Annotated in this window: 17 protein-coding genes; 9 read left to right on the forward strand and 8 right to left on the reverse strand. The window is 73.4% G+C overall.

The window, feature by feature from the left end; all coding sequences use genetic code 11:
• Window positions 1-5: 5 nt before the first annotated feature.
• Window positions 6-902, forward strand: a complete 897-nt coding sequence (locus ACIQWR_RS25600; RefSeq protein WP_404013712.1) for an alpha/beta fold hydrolase — start codon at window positions 6-8, stop codon at window positions 900-902.
• A 226-nt stretch (window positions 903-1,128) separates the two neighbouring features.
• Here the strand turns inward: ACIQWR_RS25600 and ACIQWR_RS25605 are convergent, their stop codons facing one another.
• The 3 genes from ACIQWR_RS25605 to ACIQWR_RS25615 form a co-directional block, all read right to left on the reverse strand.
• Entirely contained in the window at window positions 1,129-2,754 is a 1,626-nt protein-coding gene (locus tag ACIQWR_RS25605) for a transporter (RefSeq protein ID WP_404013715.1), read from the reverse strand.
• On the reverse strand, window positions 2,751-3,569 hold the full coding sequence (locus tag ACIQWR_RS25610) for an ABC transporter ATP-binding protein (RefSeq protein WP_404013718.1): 819 nt from the start codon (window positions 3,567-3,569) through the stop codon (window positions 2,751-2,753). The genes ACIQWR_RS25605 and ACIQWR_RS25610 overlap by 4 nt, the downstream gene beginning before the upstream one ends.
• 134 nt (window positions 3,570-3,703) lie before the next feature.
• Window positions 3,704-4,390, reverse strand: a complete 687-nt coding sequence (locus ACIQWR_RS25615; protein ID WP_399268869.1) for a bifunctional DNA primase/polymerase — start codon at window positions 4,388-4,390, stop codon at window positions 3,704-3,706.
• A gap of 292 nt (window positions 4,391-4,682) precedes the next feature.
• On the opposite strand from ACIQWR_RS25615, the gene ACIQWR_RS25620 reads away from it, so the two are divergent.
• Entirely contained in the window at window positions 4,683-6,065 is a 1,383-nt protein-coding gene (locus tag ACIQWR_RS25620) for a transcriptional regulator (RefSeq protein WP_404013721.1), read from the forward strand.
• A 71-nt stretch (window positions 6,066-6,136) separates the two neighbouring features.
• Complete coding sequence (locus ACIQWR_RS25625; RefSeq protein ID WP_404013723.1) at window positions 6,137-7,720, forward strand: hypothetical protein; 1,584 nt, start codon at window positions 6,137-6,139, stop codon at window positions 7,718-7,720.
• 15 nt (window positions 7,721-7,735) lie between these two features.
• On the opposite strand, the gene ACIQWR_RS25630 is transcribed toward ACIQWR_RS25625, so the two are convergent.
• The gene (locus ACIQWR_RS25630) at window positions 7,736-9,052 is read right to left on the reverse strand and encodes an ABC transporter substrate-binding protein (RefSeq protein ID WP_404013725.1); all 1,317 of its coding nucleotides are present in this window, start codon (window positions 9,050-9,052) and stop codon (window positions 7,736-7,738) included.
• Window positions 9,053-9,259: 207 nt separating this feature from the next.
• On the opposite strand from ACIQWR_RS25630, the gene ACIQWR_RS25635 reads away from it, so the two are divergent.
• Window positions 9,260-9,706, forward strand: a complete 447-nt coding sequence (locus ACIQWR_RS25635) for a hypothetical protein (protein ID WP_404013894.1) — start codon at window positions 9,260-9,262, stop codon at window positions 9,704-9,706.
• Between the two features lie 37 nt (window positions 9,707-9,743).
• The gene (gene purU / locus ACIQWR_RS25640; RefSeq protein ID WP_404013728.1) at window positions 9,744-10,619 is read left to right on the forward strand and encodes a formyltetrahydrofolate deformylase; all 876 of its coding nucleotides are present in this window, start codon (window positions 9,744-9,746) and stop codon (window positions 10,617-10,619) included.
• Between the two features lie 490 nt (window positions 10,620-11,109).
• Here purU and ACIQWR_RS25645 read toward each other — a convergent pair whose 3' ends face one another.
• Window positions 11,110-12,423, reverse strand: coding sequence for a zf-HC2 domain-containing protein (locus tag ACIQWR_RS25645; RefSeq protein ID WP_404013731.1), 1,314 nt, complete (start codon window positions 12,421-12,423; stop codon window positions 11,110-11,112).
• The gene (locus ACIQWR_RS25650) at window positions 12,420-12,983 is read right to left on the reverse strand and encodes a sigma-70 family RNA polymerase sigma factor (protein WP_385774981.1); all 564 of its coding nucleotides are present in this window, start codon (window positions 12,981-12,983) and stop codon (window positions 12,420-12,422) included. The genes ACIQWR_RS25645 and ACIQWR_RS25650 overlap by 4 nt, the downstream gene beginning before the upstream one ends.
• A 277-nt stretch (window positions 12,984-13,260) precedes the next feature.
• On the opposite strand from ACIQWR_RS25650, the gene ACIQWR_RS25655 reads away from it, so the two are divergent.
• Window positions 13,261-13,809, forward strand: a complete 549-nt coding sequence (locus ACIQWR_RS25655; protein ID WP_404013733.1) for an EF-hand domain-containing protein — start codon at window positions 13,261-13,263, stop codon at window positions 13,807-13,809.
• A gap of 89 nt (window positions 13,810-13,898) precedes the next feature.
• Here ACIQWR_RS25655 and ACIQWR_RS25660 read toward each other — a convergent pair whose 3' ends face one another.
• The gene (locus tag ACIQWR_RS25660) at window positions 13,899-14,903 is read right to left on the reverse strand and encodes a DUF5937 family protein (protein ID WP_404013737.1); all 1,005 of its coding nucleotides are present in this window, start codon (window positions 14,901-14,903) and stop codon (window positions 13,899-13,901) included.
• Window positions 14,904-15,098: 195 nt separating this feature from the next.
• Here ACIQWR_RS25660 and ACIQWR_RS25665 point away from each other — a divergent pair, with 195 nt between their 5' ends.
• Window positions 15,099-15,989 (forward strand): aldo/keto reductase, encoded by an 891-nt coding sequence (locus ACIQWR_RS25665; protein ID WP_404013897.1) that lies wholly within the window; start codon window positions 15,099-15,101, stop codon window positions 15,987-15,989.
• Between the two features lie 37 nt (window positions 15,990-16,026).
• Here the strand turns inward: ACIQWR_RS25665 and ACIQWR_RS25670 are convergent, their stop codons facing one another.
• Window positions 16,027-17,601, reverse strand: a complete 1,575-nt coding sequence (locus ACIQWR_RS25670) for a class I adenylate-forming enzyme family protein (protein ID WP_404013740.1) — start codon at window positions 17,599-17,601, stop codon at window positions 16,027-16,029.
• Between the two features lie 216 nt (window positions 17,602-17,817).
• Between ACIQWR_RS25670 and ACIQWR_RS25675 the strand changes: the two genes are divergently transcribed.
• Both ACIQWR_RS25675 and ACIQWR_RS25680 read left to right on the forward strand, forming a co-directional pair.
• The gene (locus tag ACIQWR_RS25675; protein WP_404013742.1) at window positions 17,818-19,029 is read left to right on the forward strand and encodes an amidohydrolase family protein; all 1,212 of its coding nucleotides are present in this window, start codon (window positions 17,818-17,820) and stop codon (window positions 19,027-19,029) included.
• A gap of 5 nt (window positions 19,030-19,034) precedes the next feature.
• Window positions 19,035-20,204: an acyl-CoA dehydrogenase family protein gene (locus tag ACIQWR_RS25680; protein ID WP_404013745.1), complete on the forward strand. Its 1,170-nt coding sequence runs from the start codon at window positions 19,035-19,037 to the stop codon at window positions 20,202-20,204.
• Window positions 20,205-20,206 lie beyond the last annotated feature (2 nt).

Genomic DNA, 20,206 nt, shown 5'->3' on the forward strand with positions numbered 1-20,206 from the left:
CTGCGGTGGTACAGCGCTTCGATGTAACGGGGTCCGACGGCGTACGCCTGGCGGCCTGGGAGTTCCGGGAACCCGCCTCCCCCGGTGCCCCGGCCGAAGGCTGCGGCCCGGGGTCCGGCTCCGGGGTCCTCTTACTCCACGGGCTGATGGGCCGGGCCTTCCACTGGGCCGGAACCGCCCGCTGGCTCGGCGAGCGGCGCCGCGTCGTCGCCCTCGATCAACGCGGACACGGCCAGAGCGAGCGTCTGGCCAACGGTCCGGACATCCCGACCGCCTTCGCCCGCGAGGCCTTCGTGGCCGATGCCGAAGCCGTGGTCGAGCAGCTCGGCCTGGCCCCCGTCACCCTCGTCGGCCATTCCATGGGCGCCCTCACCGCGTGGCAGCTCGCCGCCCGCCGCCCCGACCTCGTCGAGGCCCTCGTCATCTGCGACATGCGGGCCTCCGCGCTCGGGGCCGCCTCGCAGCGGGAGTGGGAGGAGTGGTTCCACCGCTGGCCGTTGCCCTTCCCCACGCAGGACGCCGCGCGCCGTTGGTTCGGCGAGGACGATCCCCGGGTGGAGCGGCCCGATCCCGGCCGCGGCGCCTTCTTCGCCGAGGTGATGCACCAGGCGTCCGACGGGTGGCGCCCGCTCTTCTCCCGCCGGCAGATGCTCACCGCCCGGGAGACGTGGGTGCACGACGCGCACTGGGAGGAGCTGGCGCAGGTCCGCTGCCCGACGCTGGTGGTGCGGGGGTTGGACGGGGAGTTGGGGCGGGCCGAGGCGCAGGAGATGGTGCGGGTGCTGCCGGCCGGGCAGTACGCGGAGATCCCCGATGCCGGTCACTACCTCCACTACGACCAGCCGGGGGCCTGGCGGGCGGCGTTGGAGCCGTTCCTGGACGGGGTCACGGCCTCGGCCTGAGGTCCGGGTTGCGGGCTGCGTGCCGGGGGGCCAGGTTCTGGGCGCGGGGTGCGGGGGCTGGGTGCGGGGGCGGGGCGGGGTGCCGCTGCGCGGAGCTGCCCCGCCCCGCCCTTCCTCCGTTCCCCGGGCTCCGCCCGGACCCGGTCCTCAAACGCCGGACGGGCTGGATGGGGGCCGGACCCGGTCCTCAAGCGCCGGACGGGCTGGAATTGGCCGGGGGTCAGGGTCAGCCCTTGCTTACTGCTGTCAGGATTTCCGGGATGCGGCGGGCTACCGTGGGGGCGGCCAGGCGGAGGCCCGACCAGGTGATCAGGGTGCCCCAGGCGATGCCCAGCGGGAGCAGCAGCCAGGTGGCGTCCTGGTGGTCCGCCAGGTGCAGCCAGGCCGCGAGCACGATCAGCGGTGCGCACAGCAGGGCCGAGGAGACCAGGCCGAGGAAGATGCCGATCCAGGCGAGGCTGGCCTGGCCCGGGGCGACGTTCTTGAACGCGCCGTCGGTCGGGATGGAGTACGGGAAGCGGGCCGAGGCCAGCGCCCCCGAGCACAGCATCGCGCCCAGCAGCCCCAGGGCGAGCCCGACGACCTCCGGCAGGGCGGCCCAGTCGCCCACCATCGCCGCCGTCACCACGGTCACGAGCACCGTGTACGGGACGGTGACCAGGGCCAGTGCGAGGGCCCGGGCGCGCATTTCGGCGTAGGCCTCGCGCGGGGTGGAAATGGTCTGGGCGACCATCCAGAACGCCGAGGTGTCCTGCCCGAACTGGTTGTACATCTGGACACCCAGCATGCCCGCGCCGAAGCAGGCGAGGTAGACCGAGCCGTGCCCTTGGAGCGCGTTGGCGACCGGGATGATCAGGCCGATGGCCAGCGAGCTCAGCCAGGCGGCCTTGGTCTTGGGGTCGCGGACGGCGTAGCGCAGGGCGCGCTGGACGACCGCGCCGGTGCGCCCGTCCGGCAGCGGGGACCAGCCGCCGGCGCCCGCACCGGAGCCGCGCTTCTTGCCCGAGTCGGCCGCCCCGATGGTGGAGCCGTCCGGGGTCACCATCAGCTTCGTCAGGCTGCGCTCCCAGAACCACAGCAACGCGCCGATCGCGCCGACGGTCAGCGCGAGCTGGGCCGCGGCGACGGCGTACGCGCCCCGGCTCGCCGAGTCGACCATGCCGACCGCCGTCGCGGGCGGCAGCCACCGCACCACGGCCTCGACGGGTTCCAGGGTGGCCAGCCCGCCGGCCTGGAAGAGGCGCTGGCTGGCGAAGTTGGCGAACTGGGCGACGACCGCGATCAGCAGTCCGCTGAGCACGGCCAGGTCGCGGCCCTTGCGGCTGGTCAGCAGCCGGACGTTGGCGGTGGCCACCGCCCGCGCCAGGGCGACGCAGCCGAGCAGCAGCAGCGGCACGCCGAGGACGGCGGCGGCGATGCCCGCCGGGCCCTGGGCCACCGCGGTCACCGAGCCGACGGCGAGGCACAGCGTGAAGAGCGGCCCGATGCCGACGAGCGAGGACGCCAGCAGGGCCCGCACCAGCGGCCGCGGCCGCAGCGGCAGCATCACCAGCCGGGTCGGGTCGAGGGTCTCGTCCCCGGTCGGGAAGAACAGCGGCATCACGGACCAGAGCAGGGCCAGGATCGCGGCGAGCAGCACCACGACGGTGCCCGCGTGCGCGTTCCCGTGCAGCACGGCCAGGCCGATCATCTGGAGCACGCCGACGCCGAGCGCCAGCACCAGCGTGCTGATGTAGGCGGCCTTCCGCTTCGACGAGCCCTTGAGGCCGTTGCGCAGCAGGGACAGCTTGAGCCGGACGAAGACCGCAGTGAGGCCGGCCTCCGCCCCGGTGGCGGGAGCGGCGGCACTCATCGCGAGCCCGCCCCGCCGCCGAGCCAGTCCAGGGATTCGCCCGTGTCGACCCCCTGGGCGCCGACGAGTTCGAGGAAGGCGCTCTGGAGGCTGGGCGCGCTGCCGCGCACGGTGTCCAGCGGGCCCGCGGCGCGGATCTGCCCGGCCGCCATGACCGCGACCCAGTCGCACAGCGACTCGACGAGCTCCATCACGTGCGAGGAGAAGACGACCGTGGCGCCGGACGCGGTGTAACGTTCCAGCACCCTGCGGATGGTCTGCGCCGACACCGGGTCCACCCCCTCGAACGGTTCGTCGAGGAAGAGCACTTCGGGGTTGTGCAGCAGCGCCGCCGCCAGGCCGATCTTCTTGCGCATGCCGGTCGAGTAGTCCACGACCAGCTTGTGCTGCGAGCCCGCGAGGTCGAGGACCTCCAGCAGCTGCGTCGCGCGCTTGTCGGTCTCGGGGCCCGGCACCCCGCGCAACCGACCCATGTAGCCGAGCAGTTCCCGACCGGACAGCCGCTCGAAGAGGCGCAGCCCCTCCGGCAGCACTCCGATCCGGGATTTCACCTGAACCGGGTCCTGCCATACGTCATGTCCGGCGACCTCGACCCGGCCCTGGTCCGGGCGCAGCAGCCCGGTCACCATCGACAGCGTGGTGGTCTTGCCGGCCCCGTTCGGTCCGACGAGACCGATGAACTGCCCCGCGGGCAGTTCGAGATCGATCCCCGCGACCGCGATCTGTTCGCCGAAGCGCTTCCACAGCCCTTCGATCCGTACGGCGGGGGCGGCAACCGATGCCCTGTCCCCCGTCGACAATGCCTGGTCCGGCATCGCGCCCTGCCTCTCGTTCCGTCCCCGTTGGTCGCGTTCACCTTACGAGGGCAGGCCGGGGCGGCCGTAGGGCTGAATGTACCGACCTTGCGTCGATCGGCTGCCGGCCCGACGTCGATCAGCCCTGGGGCCGTTCAGCCCCGGCGGGCCCGGGCCGCGGCCGCCTCGCGCCCGCAGGCGTAGGCCAGTACGTCGATCAGCTCCTCCGTGTCGGGCAGCCACCGGTTCGCCGGGGTGGGGCGGCGGACCCACTGCACCTGGCCCCGGCCGCCGTAGCGGGTGGGCGGGGCGGCGACGTAGTCCCCCTCGCCGCGCGCGACGAGGTCGAGGGAGGCGGGCTGCCACCCCAGCTTGCGCAGCAGGTCGGGGAGCTTCGCCCCGGCGCCGGGCAGGACGAAGAACTGCATCCGACGGTCCGGGGTGGCGGTCACCGGCCCGATGGTCAGGCCGAGCCGCTCCAGCCGCGCGAGCGCCAGGAAGCCGGAGACCTCCGGTACTTCGATCGCGTCGAAGGTGCGGCCGGTGGGCAGCAGGATCGACGCGGCCGGCTGGCGCGACCACAGTTGACGGACCCGGACCGCGCTGCCCGAGGCCAGGGCCGCCCACTCCTTCACCCCCGGGTGCGCTCCCGGCTTCTCGCAGGTCGCGACCCCGCAGGAGCAGACCTCGCGGCCGTCGCCGGGCTCCAGCCAGGTGCCCGCGAACACGTCCCAGTGCCGCTCTTCCGCGTACCGCACGGCATGGTCCAGCAGCAGCTCGCCGCGCTGCTGGGGGATGGGCGCGGTCTCCGTGACTCCGATGGTCTCTTCCACGATCAGCACAACTACCGCGGTCACCGGGAGTTACGGGCGCAAACCGGCCGGTGGACGGAGCATCGATCCTGCATGTGGGGCGCACCGGTGCACGGGCGGGGGCGCGCAGGGGACCGGGAGCCGGGGGTTGGGTAGCGACAACTCGCAGCAGACCGGAGAGCGGCGGTCCACCACTTGCGTGACGCATGAGTGCACGACTGGGTACGACTCACCACGTTCCGGACGGTGTTCCGCATTCTTCGCAGATCAGCCGGGAAGTGATCACATGCACGATCACCCGCGGCCAGCAGGGGGTTTACTCATGGCAGCCAGGCCTCTCGTCGCCCGCCAGCCGAACGAACGGTTGCAGGCACTCATCCAGGAAGCCGGCTGCTCCAACGCCGGCCTCGCTCGTCGGGTCAACATGTGCGGCGCGGAACACGGCCTCGACCTCCGTTACGACAAGACATCCGTGGCCCGCTGGCTGCGCGGACAGCAGCCGCGCGGCCGGGCCCCGGGGATCATCGCCGAGGCCCTGGGCCGCAAGCTCGGCCGGACCGTCACCATCGACGAGATCGGCATGGCCAACGGCAAGAACCTCGCCTCCGGCGTGGGCCTGCAGTTCTCCCCGACCGTCATGGGCGCCATCGAGCAGGTCTGCGAGCTGTGGCGCAGCGACGTGGGCCGCCGCGACTTCCTGTCCGGGTCGACCGTGGCAGCCTCCGCCCTCGTCGAGCCCAGCCGCGACTGGCTGATCACCGGGGCCGACGCCCAGGTGGCCCGTACGGGCGGCTCGCGCGTCGGCATGTCCGACGTCGAGGCGGTGCGGGCCACCACCGACGCCCTCACCGACCTCGACCACCGCTTCGGCAGCGGCCACGTACGGCCCGTGGTCGTCCACTACCTCAACAGCGTGGTCTCCGGGCTGATCGGCGGGTCCTACCGGGAGCCGGTGGGCCGCGCGCTCTTCGCGGCGGTGGCCCGGCTCACCGAACTCGCGGGCTACATGGCGGTGGACACGGGCCAGCCCGGGCTCGCCCAGCGCTACTACATCCAGGCCCTGCGGCTCGCGCAGGCGGCGGGCGACCGCGCCTACGGCGGTTACGTGCTGGCCGCGTCCATGAGCCACCTCGCGGCCGAGCTGGGCAACCCCCGGGAGATCGCGCAGCTGGCCCGGGCCGCGCAGGAGGGCACGCGCGGGCAGGTCACGCCGCGGGCGGAGGCCATGTTCTACGCGGCCGAGGCGCGCGGGCACGCGCTGCTGGGCGACGCCCGGGCCACGGCGGTGCTGTCCTCGCGGGCCGTGACCGCGCTGGAGCGGGCGGAACCGGAGTCCGGCGACGACCCGGTGTGGATCCGGCACTTCGACCAGGCCTACCTCGCCGACGAGCTCGCGCACTGCCACCGCGACCTGGGGCAGGCCGACGCGGCGGGGCGGCGGGCGGAGGAGGCCTTGCGGGCGCTGCCCCGGACCAAGGCCCGCAGACGAGCCATCGGGATGCTGCTGCTGGCGACCTCGCAGGTGCAGCGGCGGGAGGTGGAGCAGGGCTGCCACACGGCCGCGCAGGCGGTCGACCTGCTCTCCGGCCTGCGCTCGAACCGGGGCGCGGACTACCTCGACGACTTCCGGTCGCGGCTGGAGCCGTACCGGGAGGAAGCGGCGGTAAGGGAGTTCAGCGCGCGGCTGGAGACGCAGGTGGCGTGACGGACACGGGGGGTGACGGGGTAGCGTGACCGACTGTTCCGTAGGTTCGGACGGTCGGATAAGGAGTCCCGGTGACGCAGAGCGGCGGACGAGGCGGCGACTCGCGGCAGCCCGAGCCCCAGCCTCCCGTGTACGAAGCCCCCCAGCCCCAGCCGCCGTACGGATACGGACACCCGCCCCAGGACGCGCCGCCGCCCGGCCACGTCCTGGGACCGGGGTACGAGGGCCCGGGCGCCCCGCACGGCTACGGCTACCCGCCGATCCCCGAGGCCGAGACCCAGTACATACCGCCGGTCCCGGCGCAGCCGGAGCCGCAGTTCGGCGCCCCGGCGCACGGGGAGGCGGCGACGCGGTACATCCCGCCCGTCCCCGCCGCTCCGGCGTACGGGGACGCGGCGCACGGCGGTGCGTCGTACGGGGACGCGGCCTACGGCGGTGCGGCCTACGGGAACGCTGCGTACGGCGATGCCGCGACGCAGTACATCCCGCCGGTCTCCGCGGCGCCGGGTTACGGGGAAGCCGCCACGCAGTACATCCCGCCCGTTCCGGCCGCTCCGGACCACGGCGATGCGGCGACGCAGTACATCCCGCCCGTCCCCGCCGCTCCGGACCACGGCGATGCGGCCACGCAGTACATCCCGCCCGTTCCGGCCGGACCCGGACCCGGGATGCACGAGGCGGCGACCCAGTACATCCCGCCGATCGCGGCGGGCCCCGGCCAGGGCCAGGGCCAGCCGGACGTCTTCGACGGCCTGTTCCGCGGCGTCGGCGCCGGCGACGACCAGGCGCACACCCAGGTGCTGCCGCCCGTCCAGGAGCCGGTGCGCAGCCAGGCGCCGCCGCCCGCGCCGCCCGTCCAGCGGCGCCGCCCGAAGCCGCAGCAGCAGCCCCAGCCGCCCTTCCAGCAGCAGCCGGCGCACCACCAGCAGGCGACCGGCTTCCAGCAGCCCCCGCCGCCCCCGCACCGCCAGCAGCCCGCGCCCTTCCAGCAGCCGCCGCCGGAGCCCGCGCGGAAGGTGTCGCCCGTGGTCATCGGGGTCTCGGTGATCGCGCTCGCCGTGGTCGGTCTGGGCGTGGGTTCCCTGCTGGGCGACGGCAAGGCGCAGAACAACGACCCGGCGGCGGTGGACGTCGCGGCGAGCAAGCCGGCCGGTACCGGTTCGGCCAAGCCCCCGGCGGACGAGGCGCCGGTGGATCCGGCGCGCGGTCAGGCCGTACAGCTCGACAAGGTGCTCGCGGACAGCAACGACAGCCGGGCGACGGTGATCCGCGCCGTGGACGACGTGCGGTCCTGCAAGAACCTCGCGCAGTCGGCCGAGGACCTGCGCGAGGCGGCCCGCAAGCGCGAGGAGCTGGTCACCAAGCTCCAGGAGCTCAAGACCGACAAGCTGCCCGACCACGCGAAGCTGACCGCGGCCCTCACCAAGGCGTGGAAGTCGTCGGGTTCGGCGGACCAGTACTACGCGGCCTGGGCGGACGAGGCCGCGGGCGACCGCAAGACCTGCAAGGACGGCAAGGCCAAGTCCACGGGCAACGCCAACAACGGCGACAAGGCGAGCGGCGAGGCGACCAAGGCGAAGGAGTCCGCCTCGGGCATGTGGAACAAGATCGCGACCCAGTACGGCCTCACGAAGCGGGACCCCTCCGACCTCTGAGCCGCGCGAGCGGGTTCAGCTGGCGCGGGGGGCCGCCTCCAGGGTCTGGGTCATGTCCATGGTGCCCTCGCCGGGCTGTCCGACGATCCGGCCGTCCTGGACGATCTGGAAGGTGACCCGGCCGTTCGCCATGCGGGGGAAGCCGCCGACCGCGCGCATGTCCTGGTAGCGCCAGCTCAGGTCGGGGGTGAGGCCGCCGGTCCTGATCCCCGCCGAGTGGTTGAGGACGCGGGTGACCGTGCGGCCGGTGACGTCCTCGTCCTTGCCGAGGCGTTTGACGACCTCGGTGAAGACGGAGTAGGCGATCCAGGTGGTCTGGGTGCCGGTGTCGTCCGGGTCGACCCGGTTGTCGCCGAAGGCGTTGTCGGCGATGACCTTCCGCATCGGCTGCCACAGCGGATCGCTCGACACCGGGTACCAGCTGGTGACGTAGGCGCCCTCGAACTGGCTCTCCCTGCCGCCGGTGCGGTCCACCAGGGACTGGCTGACGCTGCCGAGGACGGAGGAGAGCTGCGGCTTCTTGGCCTGGGTGTCGAGGCGGCGGAAGGAGTCGAAGAAGGTCTCGGTGCGCTCGCCGAGGACGGCGGCCACGCACCCCTTCGACTTGTCCTTGCCCTTCCCGGCCTCGGTGAGGGCCTCGGTCGCCTGGGCGCCGTAGTTCGCGGAGTCCTCGGGCGCCCGGACGTCGGCGGCCTCGCGCTGCGGCTTGACGGCCTTGAAGCCGGCGTTGAGGAGGATGGGCATGGAGTCGCCGGCGAGGGTGTCGGGCCGGACGAGCGCCACGTCCTCGCAGGCCTTGCCCAGCTGGTGCCCGGCTCCGGCGAGCAGCACCGGCTGACCGCCGTTGACGGGGTAGGACAGGGTGCTCTGGAACTCCTCGGCGGAGACGCCGTATCCGCCGATGAAGGGGATGCCCTCGGCTTCGAGCGGAGCCATGAAGGCGCGCCCCCACTGGCTGTACGAGCCCACGACGGCCACGGCCTTGGCGGCGATCGCCTGCCGGGCGCAGTCGGCGGCGCCGGTGGCGGTGTTGTGCTCGTTGCAGGTCAGGACGCGGAGCTTGCGGCCGCTGATGCCGCCCTTGTCGTTGATCCAGCGCTCGTAGGTCTTGGCCATGGCCGGCATGCCGCCCATGTTGGTGGCCTTGGTGCCCTCGGGGGCCCAGGTCATGACGGTGATGGTGTCCCCGGAGCCCCCCGTGGCTCCGGGGACAAGGCCACAGCCGGTCAGGAGACACGCACCCGCCACCGTGCTCGTCGCCGTGGTCACCGCCCTGGTCAGGAGCGCGCGGGAGCGGTAGCGGGAACGTGATGCTGTTCGCCAGTCGGTCATGACCCGTCACACTTCCGGCCCACGGGGAACTGAAGTGCGAGGTGTACACAACATCGGGTGACGCCCGGGTGAATTGCGGGGGACCGCCGGTGGGCAAGGGCGGGCAAGGGCAGGCAAGGCGGGCGCGCGGGGGAACGTACGATCGAGCGCGTGACATTCGACCCAGGTCCGAAGAACTCTTCCCGCCGCGGCCGCCGCTCCTCCACCATGGGCGGCATGCCCCTCAACGACATGCCGTGGTGGCGCTGGCGCACCAACGTGCGTTCGGCCCTGCACATGCTCTCCGACCCGGCCTTCCAGGAGGACACCTGGCTCACCGGGCTCGACGGCTACGGTGACGTCACCGATGCCGTCTACCGGCTCGTCGAGGACACCTGGCTCGACAGCTGGTCCGCCGAGAAGTACGTCGGCACGATCTTCCGCGACTCCCAGGAGGCGGCCCTCGTGGACCTCGCCGTCCTGCGCGTGCTGCGGATCCTGCACCAGGTCGGACCGGACGCCCCCGTCTCCGTCTACCTGGAACACCACGGCTGGCCGGAGGCGGTCCGGGCCGCGCGCGAGGCGCACGTACGGCTGGCGGCGGCCGACGGGGAGGACCCCGACGTGCGCCCGCGCTCCCTCGACGTGCTGAGGATCATCACGCGGGCCGCGTGAGGCGAGGTGGGGCCCGGATGTGAAAGTCTTGCCGGTCATGAGCGACGACCCGCAGCAGAGCGAGCCCCAGCAGTACGTACTGACCCTGTCCTGCCCCGACAAGCAGGGCATCGTGCACGCCGTGTCCAGTTACCTGTTCATGACCGGGTGCAACATCGAGGACAGCCAGCAGTTCGGCGACCACGACACGGGCCTCTTCTTCATGCGGGTCCACTTCTCGGCGACGCCGCCGGTGACGGTCGAGAAGCTGCGGGCCAGTTTCGCGGCCATCGGCGACTCCTTCCGGATGGACTGGCAGATCCACCGCGTCGAGGAGCGGATGCGGATCGTGCTCATGGTGTCGAAGTTCGGGCACTGCCTGAACGACCTGCTCTTCCGCTCGCGGATCGGGGCGCTGCCGGTCGAGATCGCGGCCGTGGTCTCCAACCACACCGACTTCGCCGAGCTGGTCGGCTCGTACGGGGTGCCCTTCGTGCACATCCCGGTCACCAAGGACACGAAGGCGGCGGCCGAGGCGGAGCTGCTGGAGCTGGTCCGCGCGGAGAACGTCGAGCTGGTCGTCCTGGCGCGGTACATGCAGGTGCTGTCCGACACCCTGTGCAAGGCGCTGAGCGGGCGGATCATCAACATCCACCACTCGTTCCTGCCGAGCTTCAAGGGCGCGAAGCCGTACCACCAGGCGCACGCGCGGGGCGTGAAGCTGATCGGTGCCACCGCGCACTACGTGACGGCCGACCTGGACGAGGGCCCGATCATCGAGCAGGAGGTCGAGCGGGTGGGGCACGAGGTGACGCCGGACCAGCTGGTGGCGGTGGGGCGGGATGTCGAGTGCCAGGCGCTCGCGCGGGCGGTCAAATGGCACAGCGAGCGCCGCGTCCTCCTGAACGGCGCCCGCACGGTCGTCTTCGCCTGACCCGTCCCCGGCCCGTCCCTGCCCGGCTCCGCCGGAGCCGTTCCAGCCTCGCTTGAGCACGCTCCAGTGGGCGGAGCCATATCTGGCCCCGCCCACTTCAGCCTCGCCGGCGTTTGAGGCGCGGGGGCGGGGGGGGCCCCGGGGGGGCCCCCCCCGGCGGGGGGGCCGCCCGGGGGGGGGGGGGGGGGGGGGGGGGGCGGCCCCCGCCCCCCCCCCCCCCCCCCCCCCCCGCGGGGGGGTGGCCGCCGCGGGTCCGGGCGGAGCCCGGGGCGGCCCGCCAGGGCCGTTGTCCCCTGCGGGGCTCCTGGGGCTCCGCCCCAGACCCCGCGCCTCAAACTCCCCCAGCTACCGCTGGGAGGGGCCCCCGGGCGAGGCTGGAGTGGGCCAGGCCCGACTGGAAGGGGACCAGGGGCTCCGCCCGGACCCGCGCCTCAAGCGCCGGCGGGGCTGACCTTGGCTCCGCCGGGGCCTACTGTGCGCCCCGGCGGGACTACAGGCGGCTCAAAGAGGCGGCGGCGGTGAGGACGTCGCGGATGGCTTCGCGGTCGCCGTGTTGGCCGGCGGCCGCGTCGTCCGGCGAGATCCGCCCCGCCGCCAACTGGCAGAACTCCACCCCGTCCAGCGCGATCTCCGCCACCGTGTGCTCCGCGGACGTCGTCGCCGCCGGCGAGTCCAGGGCGATGTCCCAGCCACCCCCGCCCGCACCCTCGATCTCCAGGTGCAGCGTGCGCCCCGGCGTCCCGGCCGCGACCAGCCGCCGCGGCGGGGCCGCCAGCCCCGACCGCCGGCGGTCCGCCAGCGCGCCCGGCAACAGCCGCGCCGCCAGGTCGACCATGCGGTGCAGGTGCGGCCCCGAGGGCGGGTCGTACGGGTAGTCCACCGCGTCCGCGATGTCCCACGCGTGCACCCAGCACTCGAAGGCCCGCTCCAGGAACGCGTCCCCGAGCGGCAGCGCGAAGTCCCCGTACCCCACGGTCAGCTCCGCCACCCCGTGCCCGGCGAAGGACACGGTCCGCACCAGCGTGTGGCCCTGCTCCCGCCACGGCTCGCGGACCTGCCGGGTGACCGGGTGCGGCGAGGAGGTCCAGAAGTGCTCGGTGCGCTCCACCGCCCCCGGCGGCGCGTCGGGCCCCAGCGGGTAGTCCAGCCCGAGCGCCGCCGCGATCAGCCCGTCGACCGACAGCAGGTGCCCGATCACCCCGGCCACCGTCGTCCGCCGGGACTGCTGGCCCTCGTCCTCGAACCACCGCAGCCGCACCGGCGTGTGCCACTCCGCGTCACCGAAGTCCCGCAGCAGGGCGTCGAGCCGCGCCGTCTCGGTGTCGTAGGGGCTCGCCCACCCCGGCACCGGGATCCGGGCCGGCCGCTTGCCCAGGCAGTCCTCCAGCACCCGCGACCGCAGCAGCGGCTTGAGGTCGAGGCTCTCCTCGGGCCGCAGCAGGCCGACCGCGTCGCGCAGCCGCAGCGCCTCGTCGGCGCAGGGCGCGCACTCGGTGAGGTGGTCCTCGACGGCCTGGGTCTCCTCCGGCGAGCACGCGGCCAACGCCCACGCGCCGAGCAGGGACTTCAGCACGGCGTGGGTGGGCGGGGGCATCGGCGCGACCGGTGCCGGAGGTTCGGGCGCGGGCGAGGGAGCGGGCGCGGGCGGGGTCGCCGCAGGCACCGGCGGCAGGGGCGCCACCGCCGTGGGCAACCGTTCCCAGTCGTCGGCGGCGTCCCGCGGGCCGGGTATCCAGGCACTGGCACCGGAGCGCTCTCCCCGGCCTTCGTACTCGTCGTCATGTGACTCGGCGCGGCCGTTCATCGGGTGCTTCCGTATCCGGGCGGGGAGAGGTCTTCCTGCGGCAGGTTGTTGGCGGTCGACAGGAGCTGGAGGCCGAGTCTCAGCCGCCGCCGCGCCTCGTCCTCGCTGATCTGGAGGTCGGCGGCGGCCTGCCGGTAGTCGCGCCGCTTGAAGTAGGCCAGCTCCAGCGCGGCCCGCAGCGGGGCGGGCATGGACGTGACGATGTAGTCGGCGCGGGCGGCGGCGTTGGCTCGGCGGACCTTCTGTTCCAGCTCCTCGCGGGAACCGCGGCCCAGCTCGGCCTGGCGGAGCCGGGCCACGGCCTGGCCCTGGGTGATCCGGGCGACCCAGGAGCGCATGGAGCCCTGCTTGGGGTCGTAGGCGTCCGGATTCTCCCAGATGTAGCCGAACACCTCGCGGGTGATGCGGTCGGCCGCCTTCTCGTCGCGCAGGACGCGGTGCGCGAGGCTGTGGACGAGCGAGGCGAAGCGGTCGTACAGCTCTCCGAGCGCGGCGGCCTCGCCGCGCGCGAGCCGCTGTTGCATCCTGCGGTCCCAGCGGGGTGGTGCGTCCTTCGGCATGGTGCCCCCAGCCATGTGTCGACTCCTTGAATGTAGTGGGCACATGGCCTCGTGCGCCTGTTTCGGGGCAAGTCCGCCCTGGAACCACACCCTCCGTGATATGGGAGCCGACGCTGCGTCATGGGCACATCTGTACGCGCCCCGTCGCGCTTCCCGTGCGCGGGTTCGATGCGGCCACCTGCTTGCCGACTTCGCTTAACGCGCAGGCCACCGAGGCCTTACGCTTCCGCCTGTCTCGATCTGAACCCCACCGCACACGTGAAGGCGGAAGCCGAAGATGGACAGCGCAGAGTACGAGCGCAAGATCGCCGCCCGATTCGCCACTTTCGACCAGGACGGCAACGGCTATATCGACCGCGAGGACTTCAGCGCGGCCGCGAAGGCCGTGCTGGCCGAATTCGGTACCACGGCCCGCTCCGACAAGGGCCAGGCCGTCTTCATCGGAGCCGAGGCCTTCTGGCAGGGCATGGCCGGGATCGCCGACGTGGACGGTGACCAGCGGGTGACCCGCGAGGAGTTCATCACCGGGGCGGCCAAACGACTGCGGGACAATCCACGGCGGTTCGCGGAGATCGCCCGGCCCTTCCTGCACGCGGTGATCGCGGTGGCCGCGACCGCGGACGCGACGGCGGACGAGGGCGCCGACGCGGCGGTGGGCACCAGCCCCTCCGCCGCGGCGCGGGTGCTGCGCGTGCTCGGGACCGCACCGGAACTGGCGGACGGCGTGGCGGCGGCCCTGGACACGGACGGCGACGGCCGGATCTCCGAGGACGAGATCCTGGCCGCCTTCGCCGGCTACTGCGGAGTGGCGGCCCCGGACGCCTGAGCGTCCGGCCGACCGGCCTGCGCGCCCGGGCCCGTCGCCGGGTACGTCGATCGGCCCTCCGCCCGTACGCGGCCGGCCGCAGGCTCCGTCTAGTCGGCGGCCGAAGCCGCCCGGAGCAAGGTGTCGGCGGCGGCCGTGCGGGCGTAGAGGACCGAGCGGCCGGCCCGGTGCGCGCTGACCAGACCGGCCCGTCGCAGCGCGGTCAGGTACTGGGACACCCCGGCCGGGGACAGCCCGGTGCGGTGGGCCAGTTGCGTGGTGGAGGCCGGGGTGTCCAGCTCGGTCAGCAACAGCGTCCGGGAGCGCCCGAGTACGGCGCTCAGCGCTTCCGGGTCGGCCCCGGGCCCCGGCGACCACAAGGTGCCCGCCCCGCGCGCGGGGTAGGCGAGCTGCGGCGGATCGGGCGGGACCTGGGTCGTCAGCAGCCGCGGCCCGGTGAAGGCCGAGGGGACCAGCAGCAGCCCCGGGCCGGTCGTGGCGCGGGGCATGGGCCTGCTGCGCCGGACCAGGTGGAGCGCGTTGCCGTCCCACCGCACCGAGGCGTGCAGCTCGTCCAGGACCCGACCGGCGCCGTGCGCGGCGACCTGGCGGGCGCGGTGCAGGACGTCGGTGTCGAGCACCGCGCGGATCCGCGCCCAGTACGGGGCGAGCGCCAGCTCCCAGTACGCGTCGATCTCCTGGGTGACGCGGGCGAGCCGGGCCTGCGGATCGTGGTGCAGGGACCGCAGCCGGGGCCCGGGCGGCCCCTGGTGGTGCGCGAGGTGGTCGAGGTCGCGGCGGACCCGGTCGGGGTCGGTGGCCCGGATCGCGGCCAGCTCGTCGGCCAGCGCCGGGGCGGGCCCGCTGGGTGCGGGCGTGAGGAAGTACGGGAAGAAGCCCGTCGGCGGGACCAGCTCCGCGAGCCGGCCCCGGTCCAGCCCGGCGGCCACCACCCGGGGCCGGACCTGCTCGATCCACGGCCGGTGCACCGGGGAGGCGCCGGCGCGGCCGGTCAGCAGCCGGAAGCTGGTCGCGACCTGCCACATCGGCGAGACGGCGAAGCGCACCTGCGCCAGGTCGCTCGCCGAGAACGCCAGCTCCGCCAGGACGCCCACCCCCCCCAGGATTCACGCATGCCCGAATCTTTGGCGGTCACCCTATCGACTGGCGATCATGGCGGCATGACCTCGTACCCCACCGCGACAGCGGCTTCCGACGTGACCCCGCACGTGACCCCGCACGCGAACGCGATCCCCGGCCCGACCCCTGCCCCGGCCGCCCCGATCAGCGCGGCGGCGGCCGGCACCTGGATGCTCGGTGACCTGGAAGTCAACCGGATCGGCTTCGGCACGATGCGGCTGCCGCAGACCGGCGAGGCGCTGATCGCCGACGCCGTGCCGCGCGACCGCGACCAGGCGGTCGCGGTGCTGCGCCGGGCGGTCGAGCTGGGCGTGAACCACTTCGACACCGCCGCGTTCTACTTCTCGCGGCTCCTGTCGGCCAATGAGCTGATCAACCGGGCGCTGGCGCCGTACGCCGACGACGTCGTCGTCACCACCAAGGTCGGCCCGGGCCGGGACGCCTGCGGCGAGTGGACGGCCCACGCCACCCCCGCGCAGCTGCGCGGCCAGGTGGAGGAGAACCTGCGCCAGCTCGGCCGGGACCACCTGGACGTGGTGAATCTGCGCGTCGTGGGCGACGCGTCGGTCGCCGAGCGGTTCGGGGTGCTGGCCGAGCTCCGCGCGGCGGGGCTGATCCGGCACCTGGGGCTGTCCAACGTCCGCCCCCACCAGCTCGCCGAGGCCCGTGCCATCGCACCGGTGGTCTGCGTGCAGAACGCCTACGGTCTGGGAAGCTCCCCCGACCAGGCGGAGTTCCTGCGCGACTGCGGCGAACAGGGCGTCGCCTTCGTGCCGTTCTACGCGATCGCGGGCGCCGGCCGCACGGCGGGCGCGGCCGGCGGCGGCGAGCGCGGCTACGCCGGAGACGGAGACGGGCACGGGAACGCCGACGACGCGCTGCGGAGCGTCGCGCGCGCCCACGGCGTGAGCCAGGCGCAGGTCCGGCTGGCCTGGTCCCTGCACCAGGGCCCGCACGTGCTGGCCATTCCCGGCACCGGCGACCTGGACCACCTGGCCCAGAACGTGGCCGCCGGAGCGGTCCGGCTCTCCGCGCGGGAGCTGGCCGCCCTGGACGCCTAGGGGGGCTGGTGGATCAGGGCCCGATGCTGCGGGAGCGCTACGCGTAGCGCTCCCGCAGCTGGTACTTGAGGACCTTGCGCAGGGCGTCGTTGCGCGGCAGGGCCTCCACCAGCTCCAGCTGCTCGGGGAGCTTGTGGGTGGCCAGGCCCTCGGCCCGCAGGTACGAGGTCACCTCGGCCAGCGTCAACGGCGCGGCGGTGGGCCCCTGTTCGACGACGGCGCAGACGCGTTCGCCGCGCTCCGGGTCCGGCAGGCCGATGACGGCCACGTCGCCGATGCCGGGGAGCCGGTGCATGAGGTCCTCGATCTCCTTCGCGGAGATGTTCTCGCCCTTGCGGATGATGACGTCCTTGCTGCGGCCGGTGAGCACCAGGTAGCCGTCCTCGGTGAGGTGGCCGAGGTCGCCGGTGATCAGGTAGCCGTCGGCGTCGAAGACCTCGGCCGACTGGTCGCGGTTCAGGTAGCCGCGGCAGACGGCCTCGCCGCGCAGCCGCACCTCGCCGTCGGTGCGGGCGGGCAGGGGGCTGCCGTCGGGGGCGGTGATGCGGATGGACATGCCCGCGGGCGGCCGGCCCTCGGTGGTGGCGAGGTGCTCGGCGCTGTCCAGCGGTGACCCCATGGTGATCATGGGGACTTCGGTCATGCCGTAGCCGTGGGTCAGCTGGCAGCCCAGCTCGCGGACGACCGCGTGGTAGATCTCGGGCGGCTTGGGCGCGCCGCCGCCGGCCAGCAGGCGCAGGGTCGGGATCAGCGGGACGCCGGGGGCCTTGCGCTGCTCGGTGAGGAACATCGAGTAGAAGGCGGTGGAGCCGCCCGCGATGGTGACCCCGTGGCGCCGGTACCCGGCCAGCGCGTCCGGCATCGCGAACTTCTCGAAGAGCACCGCGGGGAACCCGTACAGCAGCAGCATCACGGTGTAGTCGGGCCCGGCGATGTGGGCGAAGGGGAAGGCCATCGAGCCCACGTCGGCGGGGCCGAGGCGCAGGGCGTGGGCGAGGCAGGAGCCGCCCGCGATCAGGGAGCGGTCGGTGTGCAGGACGCCCTTGGGGTCGGAGGTGGTGCCGGAGGTCCAGTAGATCCACCGCACGTCGGTGCCGGAGGCGGGCGGCGGGGGCAGCAGGGTCGGGTTCCCGTCGGGGAGGTCGGCGTAGGCCTCGAAGATCCCGCGGGCGCCGAGCCGTTCGGCCATCGCGGTGTGGTCGTACCCGCGCCAGACGCCGGGCACGGCGAAGAACTCGGCCTTGGACTCGCGCAGCGCGAAGCCGACCTCGCGGTCCCGGTAGAAGGGGATGACGGGGGACTGTACGGCGCCGATCCGGGCGAGGGCGACGGAGAGCAGCACGGTCTCGATGCGGGTGGGCAGCTGCCAGGCGACGACGGTGCCGGGGCGCACGCCCATGTCGTACAGGCCCGCGGCGACGCGTTCGGCGCGCTCCCGCAGGGCGCCGAAGGTCAGGGTCCGGTCGTCGGCGGGGTGCTCGGCGGCCTCGACGAGCACGGGGGCGTCCGGGGTGAGGGCGGCGCGGCGTGCGATCAGCTCCCAGAGGGTGGGGGAGCGCTCCAGGTCCCGTGCGGTGTCGGTGGCGCTGTCCCTCGCGGTGTCGTCCGTCATTCCCGGCCTCCCCGGCTCGGTGCGCGGCCTGTTTCTGATTGGCCGTCAGATACAGCGCAGAGCGTAGGGCTCCGGCGCTTGTCGGTCCAGGGGTGGCGGAGCTAGCTTGTTTCTGACGCTCCATCAGATCGACCCATCAGATCAGCCCCATCGGATCAGACCCGTCAGACCAGACCCATCAGCTCCATCGGATGCCAGCGAGGGGAAACCGGATACATGGAACTGCCCCGGATCATCAGCGTCGACGACCACGTGATCGAGCCCCCGCACCTCTTCGACGTCTGGCTCCCGGCCAAGTACCGCGACCGCGGGCCCAAGGCGCTCACCGCGGGCATCGGCGAACTCGCCTACACCGGCGGCAAGTACGTGATCACCATGGACCCCGACGGCCCGCCCACCGACTGGTGGATCTACGAGGACCTCAAGTTCCCGTACAAGCGCAACATCGCCGCCGTCGGCTTCGACCGCGACGACATGACCCTCGAAGGGATCACCCGCGCCGAGATGCGCCGCGGCTGCTGGGACCCCAAGGCCAGGCTCGCCGACATGGACCTCAACCACGTCGAGGCCTCCCTCTGCTTCCCGACCTTCCCCCGCTTCTGCGGGCAGACCTTCGCCGAGGCCCACGACAAGGAAGTGGCCCTGGCCTGCGTGCGCGCGTACAACGACTGGATGGTCGAGGAGTGGTGCGGCGACAGCGGCGGCCGGCTGATCCCGCTGTGCATCATCCCGCTGTGGGACATCGACCTCGCGGTCGCCGAGATCCGCCGCAACGCGGCCCGCGGGGTGCGCGCCGTGACCTTCTCCGAGATTCCCACCTACCTCGGCCTGCCGTCCATCCACTCCGGCTACTGGGACCCCTTCTTCGCGGTCTGCCAGGAGACCGGCACCGTGGTCAACATGCACATCGGGTCGAGCTCCCAGATGCCCGCCGCCTCCCCGGACGCGCCGCCGGCCGTCCAGGCCTCGCTCAGCTTCAACAACGCGATGGCCTCGATGATGGACTTCCTCTTCTCCGGCGTGCTGGTCAAGTTCCCGACCCTCAAACTCGCCTACAGCGAGGGCCAGATGGGCTGGATCCCCTACGCCCTGGAGCGCGCCGACGACGTCTGGCAGGAGCACCGCGCCTGGGGCGGCGTCCGCGACCTGATCCCCGAACCGCCCTCCACCTACTACTACCGGCAGATGTTCTGCTGCTTCTTCCGCGACAAGCACGGCATCGCCTCGCTCGACGTCGTCGGGCGCGACAACGCCACCTTCGAGACCGACTACCCGCACGTCGACTCGACCTTCCCGCACACCAAGGAGGTCGCCCTCGACCACGTCAAGGGACTGGACGAGGAGACCGTCTACAAACTGATGCGCGGGAACGCCATCCGGATGCTCGGCCTCGACCTCGACCGCGACCGGCGCCCGGCGGGACGGTAGCCGCGGTGGACCTCACCTACACCGAGGAGGAGCGGGAGTTCCGGGCCCGGCTGCGCGAGTGGCTGGGCAAGACGCTCCCCGAACTGCCCGCCCGCCCGTCCCCCGACGACTGGCCGGGCCGCCGCTCCTACGACCTCGGCTGGCAACGGCGGCTGTACGACGCCGGCTACGCCGGTCTGCACTGGCCGCTCGACGCGGGCGGCCGCGGCGCCACCCCGACCCAGCACCTGATCTTCCTGGAGGAGACGGAGCGGGCCGGGGCGCCGTACGTCGGGGCCAACTTCGTCGGACTGCTGCACGCCGGGCCCACCATCGCGGCGGAGGGCACCGCCGAGCAGCGGGCCCGCTGGCTGCCGCCCGTGCTGCGCGGGGACGAGGTGTGGTGCCAGGGGTTCAGCGAGCCGGACGCGGGCTCGGACCTGGCCTCCCTGCGCACGAAGGCGGTGCGCGAGGGCGACGAGTACGTGATCACCGGGTCGAAGATCTGGACCTCGCACGCGGAGGTCGCCGACTGGTGCGAACTGCTCGTGCGCACCGAACCGGTCAGCGCGAGCGTGCCCAAGCACCGCGGGATCAGCTGGCTCGCGATGCCGATGGACGCGCCCGGGGTGAGCGTGCGGCCGCTGCGCACGCTCGCCGGGTCGACCGAGTTCGCGGAGATGTTCCTGGACGGGGTGCGGGTGCCCGTCGGCAACCGGGTCGGCGCCGAGAACGACGGCTGGCGCGTCACCATGGTCACGCTGTCCTTCGAGCGCGGCACCGCCTTCGTCGGGGAGGTCGTCGCCTGCCGCCGGACGCTGGCCGCGCTCGCCCGTGCGGCCCGGGCCAACGGCCGTTGGGACGACCCGGTGCTGCGGCGCAGGCTGGGGCGGCTCTACGGGGAGTTCGGCGCCCTGTGGCGGCTCACCCAGTGGAACGTGAGCGAGGCGACGCGCTCCGGCGGGGTCCCGGGCATCGGCGGCTCCGTCTTCAAGCTGCGCTACTCGCACGCGCGCCAGGAGCTGTACGACACGGCCGCCGAGGTGCTGGGCGCGGCGGGCGGGGCGCTGTCGCTGGAGGAGGAGTGGACCCTGGACCGGCTCTCCTCCCTCTCCTACACGATCGCGGCCGGGACCTCGCAGATCCAGCAGAACATCGTCGCCGAGCGGATCCTCGGCCTCCCGAAGGGCCGGTGAGG

Origin of the sequence: Streptomyces sp. NPDC098789 (assembly GCF_044759975.1) — a bacterium.
Classification (GTDB): Bacteria; Actinomycetota; Actinomycetes; order Streptomycetales; family Streptomycetaceae; genus Streptomyces.

Bases quoted from the DNA above. Each gene is read 5' to 3' on its own strand.
- ACIQWR_RS25605 (WP_404013715.1), bottom strand. From the start codon at position 2,754: ATGAGTGCCGCCGCTCCCGCCACCGGGGCGGAGGCCGGCCTCACTGCG.
- ACIQWR_RS25610 (WP_404013718.1), bottom strand. From the start codon at position 3,569: ATGCCGGACCAGGCATTGTCGACGGGGGACAGGGCATCGGTTGCCGCC.
- ACIQWR_RS25620 (WP_404013721.1), top strand. From the start codon at position 4,683: ATGGCAGCCAGGCCTCTCGTCGCCCGCCAGCCGAACGAACGGTTGCAG.
- ACIQWR_RS25630 (WP_404013725.1), bottom strand. From the start codon at position 9,052: ATGACCGACTGGCGAACAGCATCACGTTCCCGCTACCGCTCCCGCGCG.
- ACIQWR_RS25635 (WP_404013894.1), top strand. From the start codon at position 9,260: ATGGGCGGCATGCCCCTCAACGACATGCCGTGGTGGCGCTGGCGCACC.
- purU (WP_404013728.1), top strand. From the start codon at position 9,744: ATGAGCGACGACCCGCAGCAGAGCGAGCCCCAGCAGTACGTACTGACC.
- ACIQWR_RS25645 (WP_404013731.1), bottom strand. From the start codon at position 12,423: ATGAACGGCCGCGCCGAGTCACATGACGACGAGTACGAAGGCCGGGGA.
- ACIQWR_RS25650 (WP_385774981.1), bottom strand. From the start codon at position 12,983: ATGCCGAAGGACGCACCACCCCGCTGGGACCGCAGGATGCAACAGCGG.
- ACIQWR_RS25655 (WP_404013733.1), top strand. From the start codon at position 13,261: ATGGACAGCGCAGAGTACGAGCGCAAGATCGCCGCCCGATTCGCCACT.
- ACIQWR_RS25665 (WP_404013897.1), top strand. From the start codon at position 15,099: ATGCTCGGTGACCTGGAAGTCAACCGGATCGGCTTCGGCACGATGCGG.
- ACIQWR_RS25670 (WP_404013740.1), bottom strand. From the start codon at position 17,601: ATGACGGACGACACCGCGAGGGACAGCGCCACCGACACCGCACGGGAC.
- ACIQWR_RS25675 (WP_404013742.1), top strand. From the start codon at position 17,818: ATGGAACTGCCCCGGATCATCAGCGTCGACGACCACGTGATCGAGCCC.